The organism is Mycobacterium sp. URHB0021, from assembly GCF_054057895.1.
In genome coordinates, this window is record NZ_JBSRZT010000002.1 from 2747962 (window position 1) to 2761538 (window position 13577).

A 13577-nucleotide genomic window follows, 5' to 3' on the forward strand; every position below is an offset into this window, starting at 1 on the left:
CGTGGTCGGACCAACCCGCTAGGGTTGGCGCGTGTCCAGACGAGAAGACGGCCGCTTAGACGACGAACTGCGTCCGGTCAGTATCACCCGCGGCTTCACTTCACATCCCGCAGGATCGGTACTGGTCGAGTTCGGCCAGACCCGGGTGATGTGCACCGCCAGCGTCACCGAAGGGGTGCCGAGGTGGCGTAAGGGCTCGGGGCTGGGCTGGCTCACCGCCGAGTACGCGATGCTGCCCGCCGCGACGCACGAACGTTCCGACCGCGAATCCGTCAAGGGCCGGGTGGGCGGTCGCACTCAGGAGATCAGCCGCCTCGTCGGGCGATCGCTGCGTGCGTGCATCGATTTGGCGGCGCTGGGGGAGAACACCGTCGCGATCGATTGCGACGTGCTGCAGGCCGACGGAGGCACCCGGACCGCGGCGATCACGGGCGCCTATGTCGCGCTGGCCGACGCGGTGACCTATTTGTCCGCGGCGAGCAGGCTGTCCGATCCACGGCCGCTGTCGTGCGCGATCGCGGCGGTGAGCGTCGGTGTGGTCGACGGGCGCATCCGCGTGGACCTGCCGTACACGGAGGACTCGCGCGCCGAGGTGGACATGAACGTCGTCGCCACCGACACCGGGACACTGGTCGAGGTGCAAGGCACCGGTGAGGGTGCGACGTTCCCGAGGTCGACGCTGGACAAGCTGCTCGACGCCGCGATGGCCGCGTGCGACCAGCTGTTCGAGATCCAGCGCGAGGCACTTGCCCTGCCATATCCCGGAGTGCTGCCCGAGTCGGGTGAGCCGGCGAAGAAGGCGTTCGGAAGCTGACCGAGCTGCTGGTGGCCAGCCGCAACCGCAAGAAGCTGGCCGAACTGCGCCGCGTGCTCGATGCCGCCGGGGTGTCGGGTCTGACGCTGCTGTCGCTCGAAGACGTCGAGCCGTTCGACGAAGCGCCCGAGACGGGTGCGACGTTCGAAGAGAACGCGTTGGCCAAGGCGCGCGATGCGTTCCGCGCTTCGGGCCTGCCGTCGGTGGCCGACGACTCGGGACTGGAAGCGGACGCACTCAACGGCATGCCGGGTGTGCTGTCGGCACGCTGGTCGGGCCGGCATGGGCACGACGCGGCCAACACGGCCTTGTTGCTGGCGCAGATCGCCGACGTGCCCGACGAACGCCGCGGCGCGGCGTTCGTGTCGGCGTGTGCGCTGGTTTCCTGGTCGGGTGAGGTGGTGGTGCGCGGGGTCTGGCGCGGCGCCATCGTGCGCGAGCCGCGCGGGGACGGTGGATTCGGTTACGACCCGGTGTTCCTGCCCGAGGACTCGTCTCGCACCGCCGCCGAACTCACGCCTGCAGAGAAAGATGCGGTGTCGCACCGGTCACGGGCACTGGCCTTGTTGGTGCCGGCGCTGCGCGACCTCGCCACCGGTTGAGCGGTATTTGCGGAGCCTGTCTGCAGTGGCGGTGCGGCAAATGTGGCGAGGCTGACATCGGCGCAGGGACTCGTCCAGCTCGCGCCGGCGTTTTCGCTAGTGGTGCGGGATGCTCGCGGGGCGCCATACAGCGGTTGACGCGGCCCGTGGGATCATGCCCGGCCGCTGGAATCCTGAGGAGCTTCAATGCAGTCGTTTACCGTCGACCCTGCCCGGTGGCGCATCGCCCGGATCTTTGCGAGGAACCCGCTCATTCGGGTCAGTGACCGCATCGAGGCGTTGGTCATGGCGCTGATGGTCGGAGTTCTGCTCGTCTCGGTGCCGATAGCCGGTGCCGTCGGCACCGCGGTTTATGACTCGAGCAGCCAGAGGCTGGCCGAACAGGCGCCGACGTCACATACCGTGGCCGCAACAGCGATCAAGAGCAGCATCGACACGGCAGGGTTGAAAACCGTCCCGGTCTCCGTGATGGCACGGTGGCAGGTCAACGGGCGCGAGCACACGGGACTGTTGAAGTGGGATCGCCCGGAGGTCAGCGTCGGCGACCAGATGGACATCTGGGTGAACGCTGATGGCCAGAAGGTCGCGCCCCCGTCGTGGCCGGCATTCCATGCAGTGGCGGTTGGTTTGGGGATCTGGCTGAGTTTTGCGGTCGGCGCCGTCGCCGTGTTCATGGTGGTGTGGCTACGGCTCAACCACGCGCGACTCGCCGGCTGGGATCGCGAACTCGACAGGCTGGCGAGCGACGACGGTAGCGGGCGCGCCAACCGGTAGTCTCGAGCCGCTGACGGGGCATCTACAGGCTGAAACGCTCTTTGATGTCGCCGGTCTGCACATGCTCGACGATGATGCCGACCAGCGGGATGGTACCTGCGAGCAGCACACCGACGGTCTTGCCGATCGGCCAGCGCACCTTGACCGCGAGGTTGGCGGTGAACAGCAGGTAGACGAAATACACCCAGCCGTGCACGATCGCGATCCAATTCGGCGGGTTGTCGACATGCACCAGGTACTTGAGCACCATCTCGTAACACAGGGCTATCAGCCAGACGCCGGTCGTCCAGGCCATGATTCGGTAGCCGAGCAGTGCCTTGCGGATGGTCTCGACCGGAGTGGTCGGGCTCGAAGCCTCAGGGGTTTCGGGTGCGGTCACGTGGCGGTCCTGTCGTCGTTGTCGGGCTTCTTCGCGAGCTCGGCCAAATAGGCGTTGTATTCGCGCAGAGCCGGGTCGTCCTCGGATTGTGTTGTGGATTTCGGTCTTTCGGGCAGTAGCCCGGTGGGGATTTCTGTCACGGCGCCGTGACGGTGAGGCCCGGGCGGGGCTTCTTCGTAGCGGACGAACTTGTAATAGGCATAAACGCAGAACCCGGCGAACAGTGGCCACTGGAGCGCGTAGCCGAGATTCTGGAAGCTGCCGGATGCCGATTCGAATCGGGTCCACTGCCACCATGCCAGGGCCAGACAGCCGCACGCGGCGAGGATCACCAACGCCACTAGCGCCGGTCTCCTACGTCGTGTAGTGGACATCTTTCAACGGTACCGCGCGGATCTTCGGTCCGACGAACTCGTCCAGACGCGCCGTCGCGGCTTTGCGGTATACGGAGACGTTGTATCGGCTCGACCGTGTCCAGGTGATGCCGAGGGTGTCGAGAGCAGCGGTGAACAGCCCGAGGATGTCTTCTGATCTGTTCGAGAAGTGATAGCGGATGCTACTGACGCCGCAGTCGTTGGCGACGACGCGACGGCCGTCGCTGTGGATGAGGCCGAGGATTGAATTCCTCGGTATCCAGGTCGACGAGCGCTTGTTGCCAGGGCTCCAACGCAATGCCCCTCGTGTGCTTCCTACCCGGCCGTGCTGGGGGAACAGAGAAGGCCAGTGCTTCGAACACAAGGACACGTCGCCACAGCCGCCGCCACGCCGCACGGTGATGCGCTCAGGAGCCGTTGCCGTACTGCGGGCGTCGCCGCCAATCCCGCACAGCGCTTCGCGGTATGCCCGTTCGTTGGGCGATCACACAGTCATTCAGTGCGATTCACACAAGCCGCTGCACGGTGTCGAATTGCTCGGCCGACGAGACGGAATCAAGCTGTGCGGCGCCACCGACAAATTGGTGGACGAGCGAAGCGGTACGATCGGCACGCCGCGGGCGTGGTGAAATGGCAAACACGCGGGTTTTAGGTGCCCGTGCTCGAAAGAGCTTGTGGGTTCGAGTCCCACCGCCCGCACCAGTCAACAGATGCTGACGGATCCGGAACGGGCCCGCACCACCTCATGACCATGTGTTGCCCCGAACGTGTCAACAAACAAATGACGCCGCGCAAAAGAGACATGCCCACAGAGGCCGCGTCGCGGGTTCAGGCCTCCTTCGGCATGTTTGTCCAGCCCTTGCGGTCGTCACCGCGGCGCGGCGTAGTCATCGGGCTGCCCGAATCGGCCCACCGGGATCCACGGTGAAAGCCACCACACCTGCGTTGAACGCCGCGTCCGCAGCGTCGTACGAGATATCGCGGATCGCCTCGACGGTCGTGTTGTTCACGATCACGCCGGGGGGACGAAAATCGCCGACGTTGTCGGCCGGGAGGTCCACCCGCGAATCGGCAACGGCCAGAGCGGTTCCCGCCCCGCCGTCACCACGACAGCTTAGGATCCAGCGGGAACGGAGATGTGGGAACTGGTGGCCAGGGAACGAATCCCCGACACCATCGCACGCTACACCCGGTCGGGTGACGCGGGACGGATCGAAGATCTCGCGCAATGCTTTTGGCTCGACGGCAAACTCGAAAAAATGGGGGTGCTGCTTCGAATTTCACCTACTCACCGAGATCGGCCTCGATCATTACGGGCGTTATCGAGACGTGTTCGAGCCCGTCGGCGAGGAGTGGTTGATAAGGCCCGTTTCGTGTCGCCGGACTGGCGCCATCCCGACTCCACCATGGCACCGCCGTGACTCAGGCTCGCTTGGCGAAGTAGCTCTGACCTCCACTGGCGATCCGACCGAAACCCGCCTTGAGTACGGGCGCCAGCACTCTGACCGGAATCCTGAACGCGTTCTTCGGTTCGATCGCGACCGTCCAGGTGAACAGCGTCCCGCTGCCATCGGGTTCGACGACGTACTCCTCGGCGAAGCGCCTGAACAAGGGCAGGCTCGACTCGTAGACGGCGAACGAATGACTGCGGCCCTCGTCCCATTGGAAGTAGCGCTCACGCATGGTCGAACCGCCGGGGGCGACCACATCGCGGGTGGTGCCGACGCCGAAAGGCCGCGGCGACGTCCAGTTGACCTTCTTGATCGACGGACTCCAAGCTGCCAGCGAAACATCGGAGGTCAGCGATTCCCAGACCTGTTCGGGTGTAGCGGCGAACCGCTTCTGATAGCGAAAGACATGCGGAGCCGAGGCGAGGAAGTGTTCATCGGCCGATTCGAGCGGATACCAGCGGGTCATAACGGATCATCATTGCAGCCCGAGGCGGCTGAAATCCGAACTCATCTGTTCCGGACGTGGTTACGGTGGCCGTGTGAGGTCGGAGTCCGACCGGACGGGCACGGACGAACCGCGAAACGTCGAGCGCATCCGCGACGAGGCGCTGAAGAGCTTCGCCCGACACGGTACGTCCGGCACCTCGCTGCGTTCGGTGGCCGCGGCCGCGGGCGTATCCCTCGGGCTGGTCCAGCACCACTTCGCCACCAAGGCCGGCCTCATCAAGGCTGTCGACGACCATTTGTTGGCGCTGGTGATCTCGTCCACGTCGGGACCCATTTCGGATTCGCCCGTAGACTCGATCGCCGAAGTCGGAAGCAGGGTCACGCGCATCATCGCCGAGCATCCCGATATCGCCGACTACGTCGGACGTGCCCTCGTCGACGGAAGTCCCCTGGGAACCACCATCTTCGACACGCTGGTCGCCGTCGGCACCGCCCGGTGGAGCCAGCGCGCCGAATACGGCGAGACGGGCCCCGACCTCGATCTGACGTGGGCAGCGCTCAACTCGCTCGTGCTCGTGCTGGGCGCCCAGATTCTGCGCACCCATATCGATCGCCACCTACCGGAACCGTTGAGCACGCCGATGCAGCTCGAACGCTGGCAAAAGGCCGTCAACAGCCTGCTTCGCGAAGGGTTACTCCGGCGGGGGGACGACGACTCGCCGGAACGATAGTCAATCCTGTCCCCCGGCAACTCTTTTGCGGTAGCTGGACGGTGTCTCGCCGCAGAACTGGGTGAACGCGCGGGTAAAGGAGCTGAGGCTGTCGAAACCGACTGCGGCAGACGTCTCCTGCACCGACTGACCGGGACCGGCCAGCAGCGCCATCGCCCGCAGCATGCGCGCGTGCAGTAGATAACTGCGCCACGACAGTCCGACCGTGTCGCGGAAGAGACGTCGCAGGGTCCGTTCGGATACCGCCACGGCGCGACTGAGCTCGTCGGCCGTCATCGATGCAAGGCTCTCCTTCGTATAGGCCCAGCGCGGCTGCGACGATCGGATGGTCGGAGGTCGGCAGGCTCAAGGGCGCCTCGTGGTCCAGCGCCTCCGACACCAGATTTGCGAGGGTGCCGAAGAAGCCGTCGGACACATCGTCGCCGTGGGCGCGATCGATCGGCCACCTGGCCGACACCCTTGCCGGCACCGGTCACGATCGCAACCTGCCCGTCCAGATCGAACTGCTCCAACGCCATACCAGTCCTCCAGATCGGGACGGACCGCCGCACGTGGTGCTCATCTAACGACCCGGATTGACTGAAGTCAACGAAGTGGATGCACGCCCGGCGCGATATCGTCGTTGGTGGAATCAGTTCGTCCTAGACCAGAGGGAACAAACTATGGCGTTGGTGGACAAGCCTTCTGCGCGTGAGGCCAAGCGTCTCCAGACGCGCGAGCGGCTGATGGGCGCTGCCATCGCCGAGTTCAAGCGATCAGGCATGGCAGCCGCCGATGTCGGCGCCATCGTGGCCGCGGCCGGTGTGGCCCACGGCACGTTCTTCTTCCACTTCCCGACCAAGGAACATGTGCTGCTGGAGCTGGAGCGTCGAGAAGAGGAGCGGATCGCCAAACAGCTCGACCGCTACGCGGATTCAGGTCGCGATCTGTCCTCGACGTTGAGAGAATCCGTCCGTCTGGTGATGGGTCTGGAACGCCGCCTTGGCGCAGTGTTATTCAAAGATTTTCTTGCGCTTCACTTTTCTCAGACTCGACCGTCTGGCGACGAGCGCAGGGAACACCCGGTGATCGTCTCGGTCGCCCGGGAGATCGAGCATGCCAAGACCCGGGGCTGGGCGGATCCCGACGCGAATCCGATGAACAGCGCGGTATTTTTCCTCCTCGGCCTCTACGCGCTGCTGACCGCTACGGACGAATGGCCGGCACAAGACGCGATGCTCGAGGACTACGTGAACCGGACTCTGCGCAGCATCCAGAACCGATAGCGGGATTGGCGACGCTCTTTTTGACTATAGTCAGTTTCCGACGCGAGGTCCGTCCGCCCGATCGGTAGGGGGAGAGTCCTGAATCTTCCAACGTCGAATCTGCGCCACAGCCGCGGGAACGGCGCAGCCGAGGCGCGAACGCGGACCGCAGGCGGCCTGGACGAATACATGGAACTGTCGCGGCTTGCGCAGCGGCGGGCTGACAAGTGGCTCATCTCGGGCAGCCTCCTGATCGGCACGGCCGCCCTCGGTATCATCGGGCTTCCGCTGTTCCTACGCGGAGTCTGGTTGCTGCGGCGCGCACCGGGGGACGGCCTGTCGGTGCGGCCGATGCTGGTCACGCTCCTCGGCTATCTGGTCATCATCGACGCCGCGATCAATACCGTGTGTTGGGCGCTGGACCTGATGGCCAACCACACCATGCCGGCCCGAGTGCTGTTGAACGGCTGGGGCAACATGTTCGACGCCGGGGTTTTCTGGCACCACGACGAGTTATGGCTCGGCGGTGCCGCCGGGCCCGGCGAAAAGGCAGTGGAAGTCGGGCTGATCCCCACCGTCTTCACGATGCGGATCGCCGCGGCGATCGGGTTCGTGCAGATGAAGCGCTGGGGCCACCAGTGGATGGTCGTCACTTCCTGGACGGGCGCGCTGATCTGGTGCGTCTATGTGTTCAACATGACAATGTTCGCCGATGTGAGGTTCGCGGGGATGGTCTTCTGGTCGTCGGTTGGTGGCTCATCTTCTACATCACGGCGTTCCTTGCGATCCCGTATCTGCACACGGTCAACCGCGAGATCGTCTCGGACTGATCTCGGCTCCACGGAGCGGTGCAGGTCGTGCAATTCGCTGACTTAATTCAGTGACTTAAGTCAGTAGCTACGTTACAAAAGGTGTGACGCCTCAGGTCTAGCCATCGGCGCGCGCGGCACGCCGGCTGCAGACACGAGAACGGATACTCGGCGCACGGAACCTTCTTCTTCCACTTTCCCAGCAAGGAACATGTGCTCTTCGAGCTGGAGGGTCGGGAAGAGGCCCGTCTGGCAGCGGAATTCGACGGTCAACCGCGAAATCTTCTCCGACTGAAATGATTCAAGGAGTACTGCTGTGACCGCGACGCCTGAGGCCACAGAGGAAGGCGAGGCCCGAAGACCTGCCGCCGGGCACCACCGCGTTCTACGCGAACATGCACAAGTGGATCAAACGAGCAGTGCTCGTGTGCCTGGTCGCCCTGGTGATCGAGGGCGCGTTCACATTGCCGTTCATGGCGTTTTACGACGGCTATCCGACGCTGAGCCCCACCCAGATCTGCAGTGAACTGCTCAAGGTCCGGTATTCCGACGACACCTTGGAGTCCAAGTACCCCTACCCGCCGCTGGACCCTCCGGAGGGCGCCGAGGGCACGGACACCGCCCAGGACGAGTGGGGCGTCCAACCGGTGCCCAAGTACCACCTCCTGGGTTTCCGTGAACTGGTGCGGATTCACCAGGAGCGCGAGGCACGTCAGGCAGCCGGGCAGCAGGGGCCACCAATCCGTGACGCAAAAGCCGGCTGAGTCTCGAGCAACCCGACTCCCAAAGGGGCCGAACAGCTTGCCGGCGATCTGGTTATCACGCTCGACCCGCCAAGGCAGCGAAGCGCTCACCATCCTGGCGCGGCGCCTCAGGAAACCCTCGGCGCGCCGGACCGTCGCCGTGGAAGCCGCTGCTCGGCATGAGCGGACCGACCGGCCTGCCGATCGAGTTCGACGGGAAGTCAGATCATCTCGTTGCGAGTGAGCCAGCGCATCACCGGCCAGCCGATGACGACGGGCAGCCAACACGTCAGCATGCGATAGAGCAGGACCGAAGGAACCGCGATGGCCGCGGGCAGGCCGAACGCGGCCAGTCCACCGATCAGTGCCGCTTCGACCGCGCCGACACCCCCAGGGGTGGGCGCCGCCGACGCCAGGGTCCCTCCGATCATCGTCACGACAGTGACGGTGACGAAAGAGGTATCGCCGCCAAACGCCTCGATGCTGGCCCACAACGCCAACGCTGCCCCGAGAGTTGTTCCGGCAGAACCGAGTACGATCAGACCGAGTCGCTTGGGTTCTCGTGCCAGTTCGGCCAGGTCGCCGATCACCTCTTTGAGCCGGGGCCGCACCGCCGTCGCCAGCCAGTGTCGCAGCTTGGGCACGAACAGGAAGGCGCCGATCAGGCCGAGCGCCACACCCGCGATCAGATAGAGCACCGTCGCCCTGGGCACGAAATGCGACAGATTGGCTGATGCTCCGGCGGCGGCGCTGAAGAAGATCAGCAACCCGACGTGCGCGATCACCTGGACGGTCTGCTGCAACGCCACCGCCGCGGTCGCACGCAGCGCGCCCAGGCCACTCTTATGCAGGAACCGGGTGGAAAGCGCCAGCCCGCCGACGCCGGCCGGCGTGGTGGTCGCGGCGAAGGTGTTGGCCACCTGCATGATCGTCAGGTTCTTGAAGCTCACCATCCCGTCGGCACAGGCCCACAACGCGGCCGCGGCGCCGACATAGGTGAGTGCGGACACCGCCAACCCGAGCAGCGCCCACCACCAGTTGGCCGTCCGCAATTCGGAAAAGAACGCAGGCACCGTGCTGATAAACGGATAGGCCACGTAGACCAGCGCGACGAGCAGGACCAACTGGATCACCTGGTAACGGGTGAAACGCGTGATGCGCTCGGCTTCGATCTCGTCGGCGCCGGTTTGACGCTTCACCTCGTCGCGGGCGGCGGACATCACGGCGCCGGCGTTGTCCACCGATTTGCGGATCCGGGCCGGGATCGCCGATTTCGTCAGTCGCCCCGATGCCGTCAGTACCGGGTCCTTGCCGAATACGGCGATCGCCGCGGTCACGGCCCGCTCGGCGCCGTGCACCGCCGTGGTCGTCACCAGCAGGTGGGCGATGTCGGCCTGCAACTGTTCGTCCGCGGCGCCGTATTCGGCGTTGCCGAACCCGCCGAAGAGCGCGGTCTCGCCGTCGATCGTGATCTCGCGGCTACGCAGATCGCCGTGTGCGATCTGGTGCTGATGCAGGACGCCCAGGGACTCCCACACCTTGTTGACGCCCTCCTCGTCAGTGGCCTCGGCGACCGGAGTTCCACGGGTTGCGCTGTGCGCGTACAGCGTCCATCCCCGCTCGAGGGCGGCGACCGCCATCGTCGTGGTGTTCGCGACGCCGAGGTCGCCGATCGCGATGGCCATCAGCGCACGGTGCTCGACGGCCCGGCGCATCGACATCTGCAGGGGACCGGTTTCGCGGTTCCGCAGCCGTAACCACCGCCAGTACTGGCGAAGCGCGCCGAAGCTACGCTGATTCGGTCCGTACATCTCGACCACGCCGAGCGATTGCGGTTGCTCGCAGCTCGCCGACAGCACCAGGGGTCCGGGGCCCGCCGGCCGCTCGACGGTCAACGTCGAAACGACGAATCCGCGACGGCCCATCGCCCGGACGGCGCCGTCCAGTGGCACCTCGAGGGCAGGCGTCCCGACCACGAGCACGACGAGTGCGCCGACGAACCAGCCCACCGCCAGCCCCAGCAGCGAGCGCGCCGGCACCACGGCGCTGACCACGAGATGGATGGGCACGAAGGCCAGCAGCAGCGCCCACCACCATCGCCGCCACCGCGCGGGCAGCCACGGACCGGACACCGTCAGGACGCCGGCGAGCATCGCGATCCAGCGCGGGTCGTCGAGGAACTGGGAGAGAAGCGTGTCGAGCCGGTCGGACAGGTCGAAGTGCCATCTGGGCGCTGCGATCCCGTTACCGGTGACCGACAGCGCGAGGAACGCCAGGAAGGCGGCTGCGGCGTACGCACCGAGCAGCTTCCACTGTCTGGCGACGATCAGGCCGATGAAGATGATGAACGGCAGCGCCAGGATCGCGATGCCGTAAATGAAGTAAACGAGATTGGACTGGGTGGGCGTCAGCACCCCGACGATCTCCGAGATGGATTTCTCGAGAGCGACCCACTCGTTGCGGGTGATCAGTGAACTCGTGACGACGACAGCGAGCAACACCGCAGCGAGAAGGAGACGCAGGATGTCGTTGGTCCGTCGCGTCAACGGTTGCAGCAGGCTGCCCGAAACGGTGACGTGACGCCCGTCGACTCGCATATCCCCAGCATTTTTGCACGCCGAAGCCGGCGTGAGCGGGTGTTACGTGGGCGGGTCGCGTGCGTCAGACGCGCATGCGCAGCGGGCGCGCCGCCGTCTCGCGCATGGTGAGCACCGTGGCGAGACTGACGACCGCCGCGACGATCACGTAATAAGCCGGTGCAATTTCGTTGTCGGTGCGGGCGACCAGCCACGTCGCGACGTACGGTGCCGTTCCGCCGAAGATCGCGACCGAGACGTTGTAGCCGATCGAGTAGGCGCTCGAACGCACCCTGGTGGCGAACAACTCCGCCGCTGCCGCCAGCGATGCGGATACGAAAACCGACTCGATCGCCGCCAGGCCGGCATGCGCGGCGATCGCCGCGGCCAGTGAGCCCGCGTTGAGCAACAAGAACAGCGGATAGGCGAAGACCGCAAAGCCAACGGCACCACTGATCAACAGTGGTTTGCGACCGATCCGGTCGGACAACGCGCCGAGGGGAGGGATGAGGATCAGCGCAACGAGGCTGGCCACGGTGATGGACACAAAGGCGTCGGTCTTGGTGAATTCGAGGGTCTTGGTGAAGTACGTCGGCAGATAGGTGAACACGATGTAGAAGCCGACGTTGTGGATCACCACCAGCCCGATGATCTGCAGGATCGGGCGCCACGATGTGGTGATGGCCTCCCGCAGCGGCGAAGAAGCCACGTCGCCCTCTTCGCGGAGCCTCTCGAAGTCCGGGGTGTCGCCGAGGCGCAGCCGGATGTAGAGACCGACGCCGCCGAGTACGCCGGCGATGAGGAACGGAATGCGCCAGCCGTAGGAGTCCATCGCGCTCTCCGAGAGCACCGTCTCCAGACCGGTGACGGTCAGCGATCCCAGAAGAAATCCGACCACCACGGACCACACGAGGAAGGACACCACGAATCCGCGATTCTTGTCGGACGCATACTCGGCAAGGAAGCAGGCTCCGCTGCCGTATTCGCCGCCGGCCGAAAAACCTTGCAGGCAGCGGAGAAACAGCAACAAGATGGGCGCAAACACGCCGATGGTGTCGTAGCTCGGCACCAGGCCGATGGCCAAAGTCGAGGCGGACATCAGCAGGATCACAAGTGCCAGCACCCGCTGCCGCCCGATGCGGTCGGCGAGCGGGCCGAAGAAGAATCCGCCGAGGGGGCGCATGAAGAACGCCGCGGCGAAGATCGCGAATGTGTTGAGCAGGGCGGCGGTGTCGTCCCCCGACGGGAAAAACTTGTCCGCAATGTAGGTGGCCAGAAATCCGTAGATGGCGAAGTCGTACCACTCCACGGTGTTACCGATCGCGGCGCCGCGCACCGCTCTGCGGAGCACCTGCGGTTCGACGTCCTTGTGCCGGTCGGGCGCGTCATGGACGGTCATGGCAGATCCCCTTGAGAGTCGAAGTCGCCGTGGGGTCGATCAGTGATGAACATGTGGCCGGGCGCGTGGAAGATCGCCAGCGACGGCCGGGCCTCGAGCGCGACGGCTTGCGGCGTCACGCCGCACGCCCAGAAGACGGGGACATGGTCCGTGGCAATCCGGACCGGGTCGCCGAAGTCGGGGACAGCGAGATCGGCGATGCCGAGCGCCTCGGGATCACCGATGTGCACCGGAGCGCCGTGCATGGTCGGAAAGCGGGTCGAGATCTCGACGGCGCGCGGAACGTCGGTCGGTGCGAAGGGGCGCATCGACACCACGAGTGGCCCCTCGAACGGTCCGGCTCCGACGCAGCGACGGTCGGTGACATACATCGGCACGTTGACGCGCTGATCCTGGTGCGCGAGCGGCAGTCCGGCGTCGCCGAGCGCCCATTCGAACGTGAACGAGCAGCCGAGGAGGAACGCCACCAGATCATCGCGCCAGTACGGGGTCGCGTCGGTCGGCTCATCGACAAGCACTCCGTCTCGAAAAACGCGATAGCGGGGCACATCCGTTCGCAGATCCGCCGCAGGCGCCAGCGCGACCGGCCGGGGCGATCCGGTGTCGGTGACCTCGAGTAGGGGGCACGGTTTGGGGTTCCGAACGCAGAAGCGCAGGAAGTCGAGAGCGTGGTCCGCAGGTAGGACCACGAGGTTGGCCTGCGCGAAACCGGGCGCCAGGCCGCTGGTCGGGGCAACGTGCTCGCCCGCGCGGATACGTGCGCGTGCGGCGTGTGGGGGCTCCTCGGTGCGCACAGTCATACACCTGCATTCCCCGTTGCCCGGCAGAAGTAACTCTGCCGCGCCATTCAGGCGGTGGGCGCCGATCCGATGGACCGGGATGCCCGGGCCCGTTCGCGCCGCCACCGCAAGTGCTCGAGATCAACGAGACGAAATGGGCTCTCGGGTCCGACGTCCTACGTCGAGCCCACCCACCATCCCGACGGCACGCGCTTGATCGCGGGAGTACCGGTCACCGAGGACCGGTGGTGGGGAGAAGTCGCCGATCTTCTCGGGTCTCAACACCAACGCCAATGAGCGGACCCGGCACAGCGCGCTGGCGTTCACGTCCTCCCGCGGGCGAGCCGGGGTCCACACCCGCCCGGCACGTCTGCTCGGCGTACACAACCACGAGATACTGTCCGGTCTCGGCCTGATCGAGGAGCAGATCGCCGAACTCGAATCCGATGGGGTGA

General features: G+C 65.5%; 15 protein-coding genes, 1 tRNA gene and 5 pseudogenes. 12 read left to right on the forward strand and 9 right to left on the reverse strand.

Features of this window, described 5'->3' with window-relative positions:
- Positions 1-31: 31 nt before the first annotated feature.
- The 3 genes from rph (at position 32) to ACVWWN_RS15780 (ending at position 2190) form a co-directional block, all read left to right on the forward strand.
- Positions 32-814, forward strand: a complete 783-nt coding sequence (gene rph / locus ACVWWN_RS15770; protein ID WP_457144734.1) for a ribonuclease PH — start codon at positions 32-34, stop codon at positions 812-814.
- Entirely contained in the window at positions 811-1416 is a 606-nt protein-coding gene (gene rdgB, locus ACVWWN_RS15775; protein WP_457149150.1) for an RdgB/HAM1 family non-canonical purine NTP pyrophosphatase, read from the forward strand. Before rph ends, rdgB begins: the two co-directional genes overlap by 4 nt.
- A gap of 186 nt (positions 1417-1602) precedes the next feature.
- A complete protein-coding gene (locus tag ACVWWN_RS15780; protein ID WP_457144735.1) occupies positions 1603-2190 on the forward strand; it encodes an Rv1733c family protein in 588 nt (195 codons plus the stop codon).
- Between the two features lie 22 nt (positions 2191-2212).
- On the opposite strand, the gene ACVWWN_RS15785 is transcribed toward ACVWWN_RS15780, so the two are convergent.
- Genes ACVWWN_RS15785 through ACVWWN_RS15795 form a run of 3 tightly spaced genes read right to left on the reverse strand, consistent with a single transcriptional unit; the run spans position 2213 to position 3241 of the window.
- Positions 2213-2569: a DUF3817 domain-containing protein gene (locus ACVWWN_RS15785; RefSeq protein ID WP_457144736.1), complete on the reverse strand. Its 357-nt coding sequence runs from the start codon at positions 2567-2569 to the stop codon at positions 2213-2215.
- The gene (locus tag ACVWWN_RS15790) at positions 2566-2943 is read right to left on the reverse strand and encodes a hypothetical protein (protein WP_457144737.1); all 378 of its coding nucleotides are present in this window, start codon (positions 2941-2943) and stop codon (positions 2566-2568) included. The genes ACVWWN_RS15785 and ACVWWN_RS15790 overlap by 4 nt, the downstream gene beginning before the upstream one ends.
- Positions 2924-3241: a hypothetical protein gene (locus ACVWWN_RS15795; RefSeq protein WP_457144738.1), complete on the reverse strand. Its 318-nt coding sequence runs from the start codon at positions 3239-3241 to the stop codon at positions 2924-2926. Before ACVWWN_RS15795 ends, ACVWWN_RS15790 begins: the two co-directional genes overlap by 20 nt.
- Before the next feature lie 318 nt (positions 3242-3559).
- On the opposite strand from ACVWWN_RS15795, the gene ACVWWN_RS15800 reads away from it, so the two are divergent.
- Positions 3560-3645: transfer RNA gene (locus tag ACVWWN_RS15800), tRNA-Leu, on the forward strand.
- 185 nt (positions 3646-3830) lie between these two features.
- On the opposite strand, the gene ACVWWN_RS15805 is transcribed toward ACVWWN_RS15800, so the two are convergent.
- Entirely contained in the window at positions 3831-4004 is a 174-nt protein-coding gene (locus ACVWWN_RS15805) for a hypothetical protein (protein WP_457144739.1), read from the reverse strand.
- 75 nt (positions 4005-4079) lie between these two features.
- Here ACVWWN_RS15805 and ACVWWN_RS15810 point away from each other — a divergent pair.
- Positions 4080-4364: pseudogene (locus ACVWWN_RS15810) on the forward strand (hypothetical protein).
- A 1-nt stretch (position 4365) separates the two neighbouring features.
- On the opposite strand, the gene ACVWWN_RS15815 reads toward ACVWWN_RS15810, so the two are convergent.
- Positions 4366-4860, reverse strand: coding sequence for an SRPBCC family protein (locus ACVWWN_RS15815; RefSeq protein WP_457144740.1), 495 nt, complete (start codon positions 4858-4860; stop codon positions 4366-4368).
- Between the two features lie 73 nt (positions 4861-4933).
- On the opposite strand from ACVWWN_RS15815, the gene ACVWWN_RS15820 reads away from it, so the two are divergent.
- A complete protein-coding gene (locus tag ACVWWN_RS15820) occupies positions 4934-5572 on the forward strand; it encodes a TetR/AcrR family transcriptional regulator (RefSeq protein WP_457144741.1) in 639 nt (212 codons plus the stop codon).
- On the opposite strand, the pseudogene ACVWWN_RS15825 reads toward ACVWWN_RS15820, so the two are convergent.
- Positions 5573-6020, reverse strand: a pseudogene (locus ACVWWN_RS15825) (helix-turn-helix transcriptional regulator); the annotation flags it as partial.
- Here ACVWWN_RS15825 and ACVWWN_RS15830 point away from each other — a divergent pair.
- From ACVWWN_RS15830 to ACVWWN_RS15855, 6 genes and pseudogenes are all read left to right on the forward strand, one after another.
- Positions 5965-6138: a hypothetical protein gene (locus ACVWWN_RS15830; RefSeq protein ID WP_457149480.1), complete on the forward strand. Its 174-nt coding sequence runs from the start codon at positions 5965-5967 to the stop codon at positions 6136-6138. The pseudogene ACVWWN_RS15825 and the gene ACVWWN_RS15830 sit on opposite strands and share 56 nt — an antisense overlap.
- Positions 6139-6234: 96 nt before the next feature.
- Positions 6235-6837 (forward strand): TetR family transcriptional regulator, encoded by a 603-nt coding sequence (locus ACVWWN_RS15835; RefSeq protein ID WP_457144742.1) that lies wholly within the window; start codon positions 6235-6237, stop codon positions 6835-6837.
- Positions 6838-7005: 168 nt separating this feature from the next.
- Positions 7006-7646: pseudogene (locus ACVWWN_RS15840) on the forward strand (hypothetical protein).
- Between the two features lie 125 nt (positions 7647-7771).
- Positions 7772-7889, forward strand: a pseudogene (locus tag ACVWWN_RS15845) (TetR/AcrR family transcriptional regulator); the annotation flags it as partial.
- A gap of 65 nt (positions 7890-7954) precedes the next feature.
- Positions 7955-8389: a hypothetical protein gene (locus ACVWWN_RS15850; RefSeq protein ID WP_457149151.1), complete on the forward strand. Its 435-nt coding sequence runs from the start codon at positions 7955-7957 to the stop codon at positions 8387-8389.
- A 67-nt stretch (positions 8390-8456) separates the two neighbouring features.
- Positions 8457-8583, forward strand: a pseudogene (locus ACVWWN_RS15855) (cytochrome P450); the annotation flags it as partial.
- A 6-nt stretch (positions 8584-8589) separates the two neighbouring features.
- Here ACVWWN_RS15855 and ACVWWN_RS15860 read toward each other — a convergent pair.
- The 3 genes from ACVWWN_RS15860 to ACVWWN_RS15870 all read right to left on the reverse strand — a co-directional run bounded on the left by ACVWWN_RS15860 (position 8590) and on the right by ACVWWN_RS15870 (position 13143).
- Positions 8590-10965, reverse strand: a complete 2376-nt coding sequence (locus ACVWWN_RS15860) for a flippase-like domain-containing protein (RefSeq protein WP_457144743.1) — start codon at positions 10963-10965, stop codon at positions 8590-8592.
- A gap of 64 nt (positions 10966-11029) precedes the next feature.
- Positions 11030-12343: an MFS transporter gene (locus ACVWWN_RS15865; protein WP_457144744.1), complete on the reverse strand. Its 1314-nt coding sequence runs from the start codon at positions 12341-12343 to the stop codon at positions 11030-11032.
- Positions 12340-13143, reverse strand: coding sequence for a putative hydro-lyase (locus ACVWWN_RS15870; protein WP_457144745.1), 804 nt, complete (start codon positions 13141-13143; stop codon positions 12340-12342). Before ACVWWN_RS15870 ends, ACVWWN_RS15865 begins: the two co-directional genes overlap by 4 nt.
- Positions 13144-13577: the final 434 nt, after the last annotated feature.

Excerpts from the sequence above, each read along its gene's own strand:
- ACVWWN_RS15780 (WP_457144735.1), top strand. The coding sequence starts at position 1,603 with ATGCAGTCGTTTACCGTCGACCCTGCCCGGTGGCGCATCGCCCGGATC.
- ACVWWN_RS15790 (WP_457144737.1), bottom strand. The coding sequence starts at position 2,943 with ATGTCCACTACACGACGTAGGAGACCGGCGCTAGTGGCGTTGGTGATC.
- ACVWWN_RS15815 (WP_457144740.1), bottom strand. The coding sequence starts at position 4,860 with ATGACCCGCTGGTATCCGCTCGAATCGGCCGATGAACACTTCCTCGCC.
- ACVWWN_RS15835 (WP_457144742.1), top strand. The coding sequence starts at position 6,235 with ATGGCGTTGGTGGACAAGCCTTCTGCGCGTGAGGCCAAGCGTCTCCAG.
- ACVWWN_RS15860 (WP_457144743.1), bottom strand. The coding sequence starts at position 10,965 with ATGCGAGTCGACGGGCGTCACGTCACCGTTTCGGGCAGCCTGCTGCAA.
- ACVWWN_RS15865 (WP_457144744.1), bottom strand. The coding sequence starts at position 12,343 with ATGACCGTCCATGACGCGCCCGACCGGCACAAGGACGTCGAACCGCAG.
- ACVWWN_RS15870 (WP_457144745.1), bottom strand. The coding sequence starts at position 13,143 with ATGACTGTGCGCACCGAGGAGCCCCCACACGCCGCACGCGCACGTATC.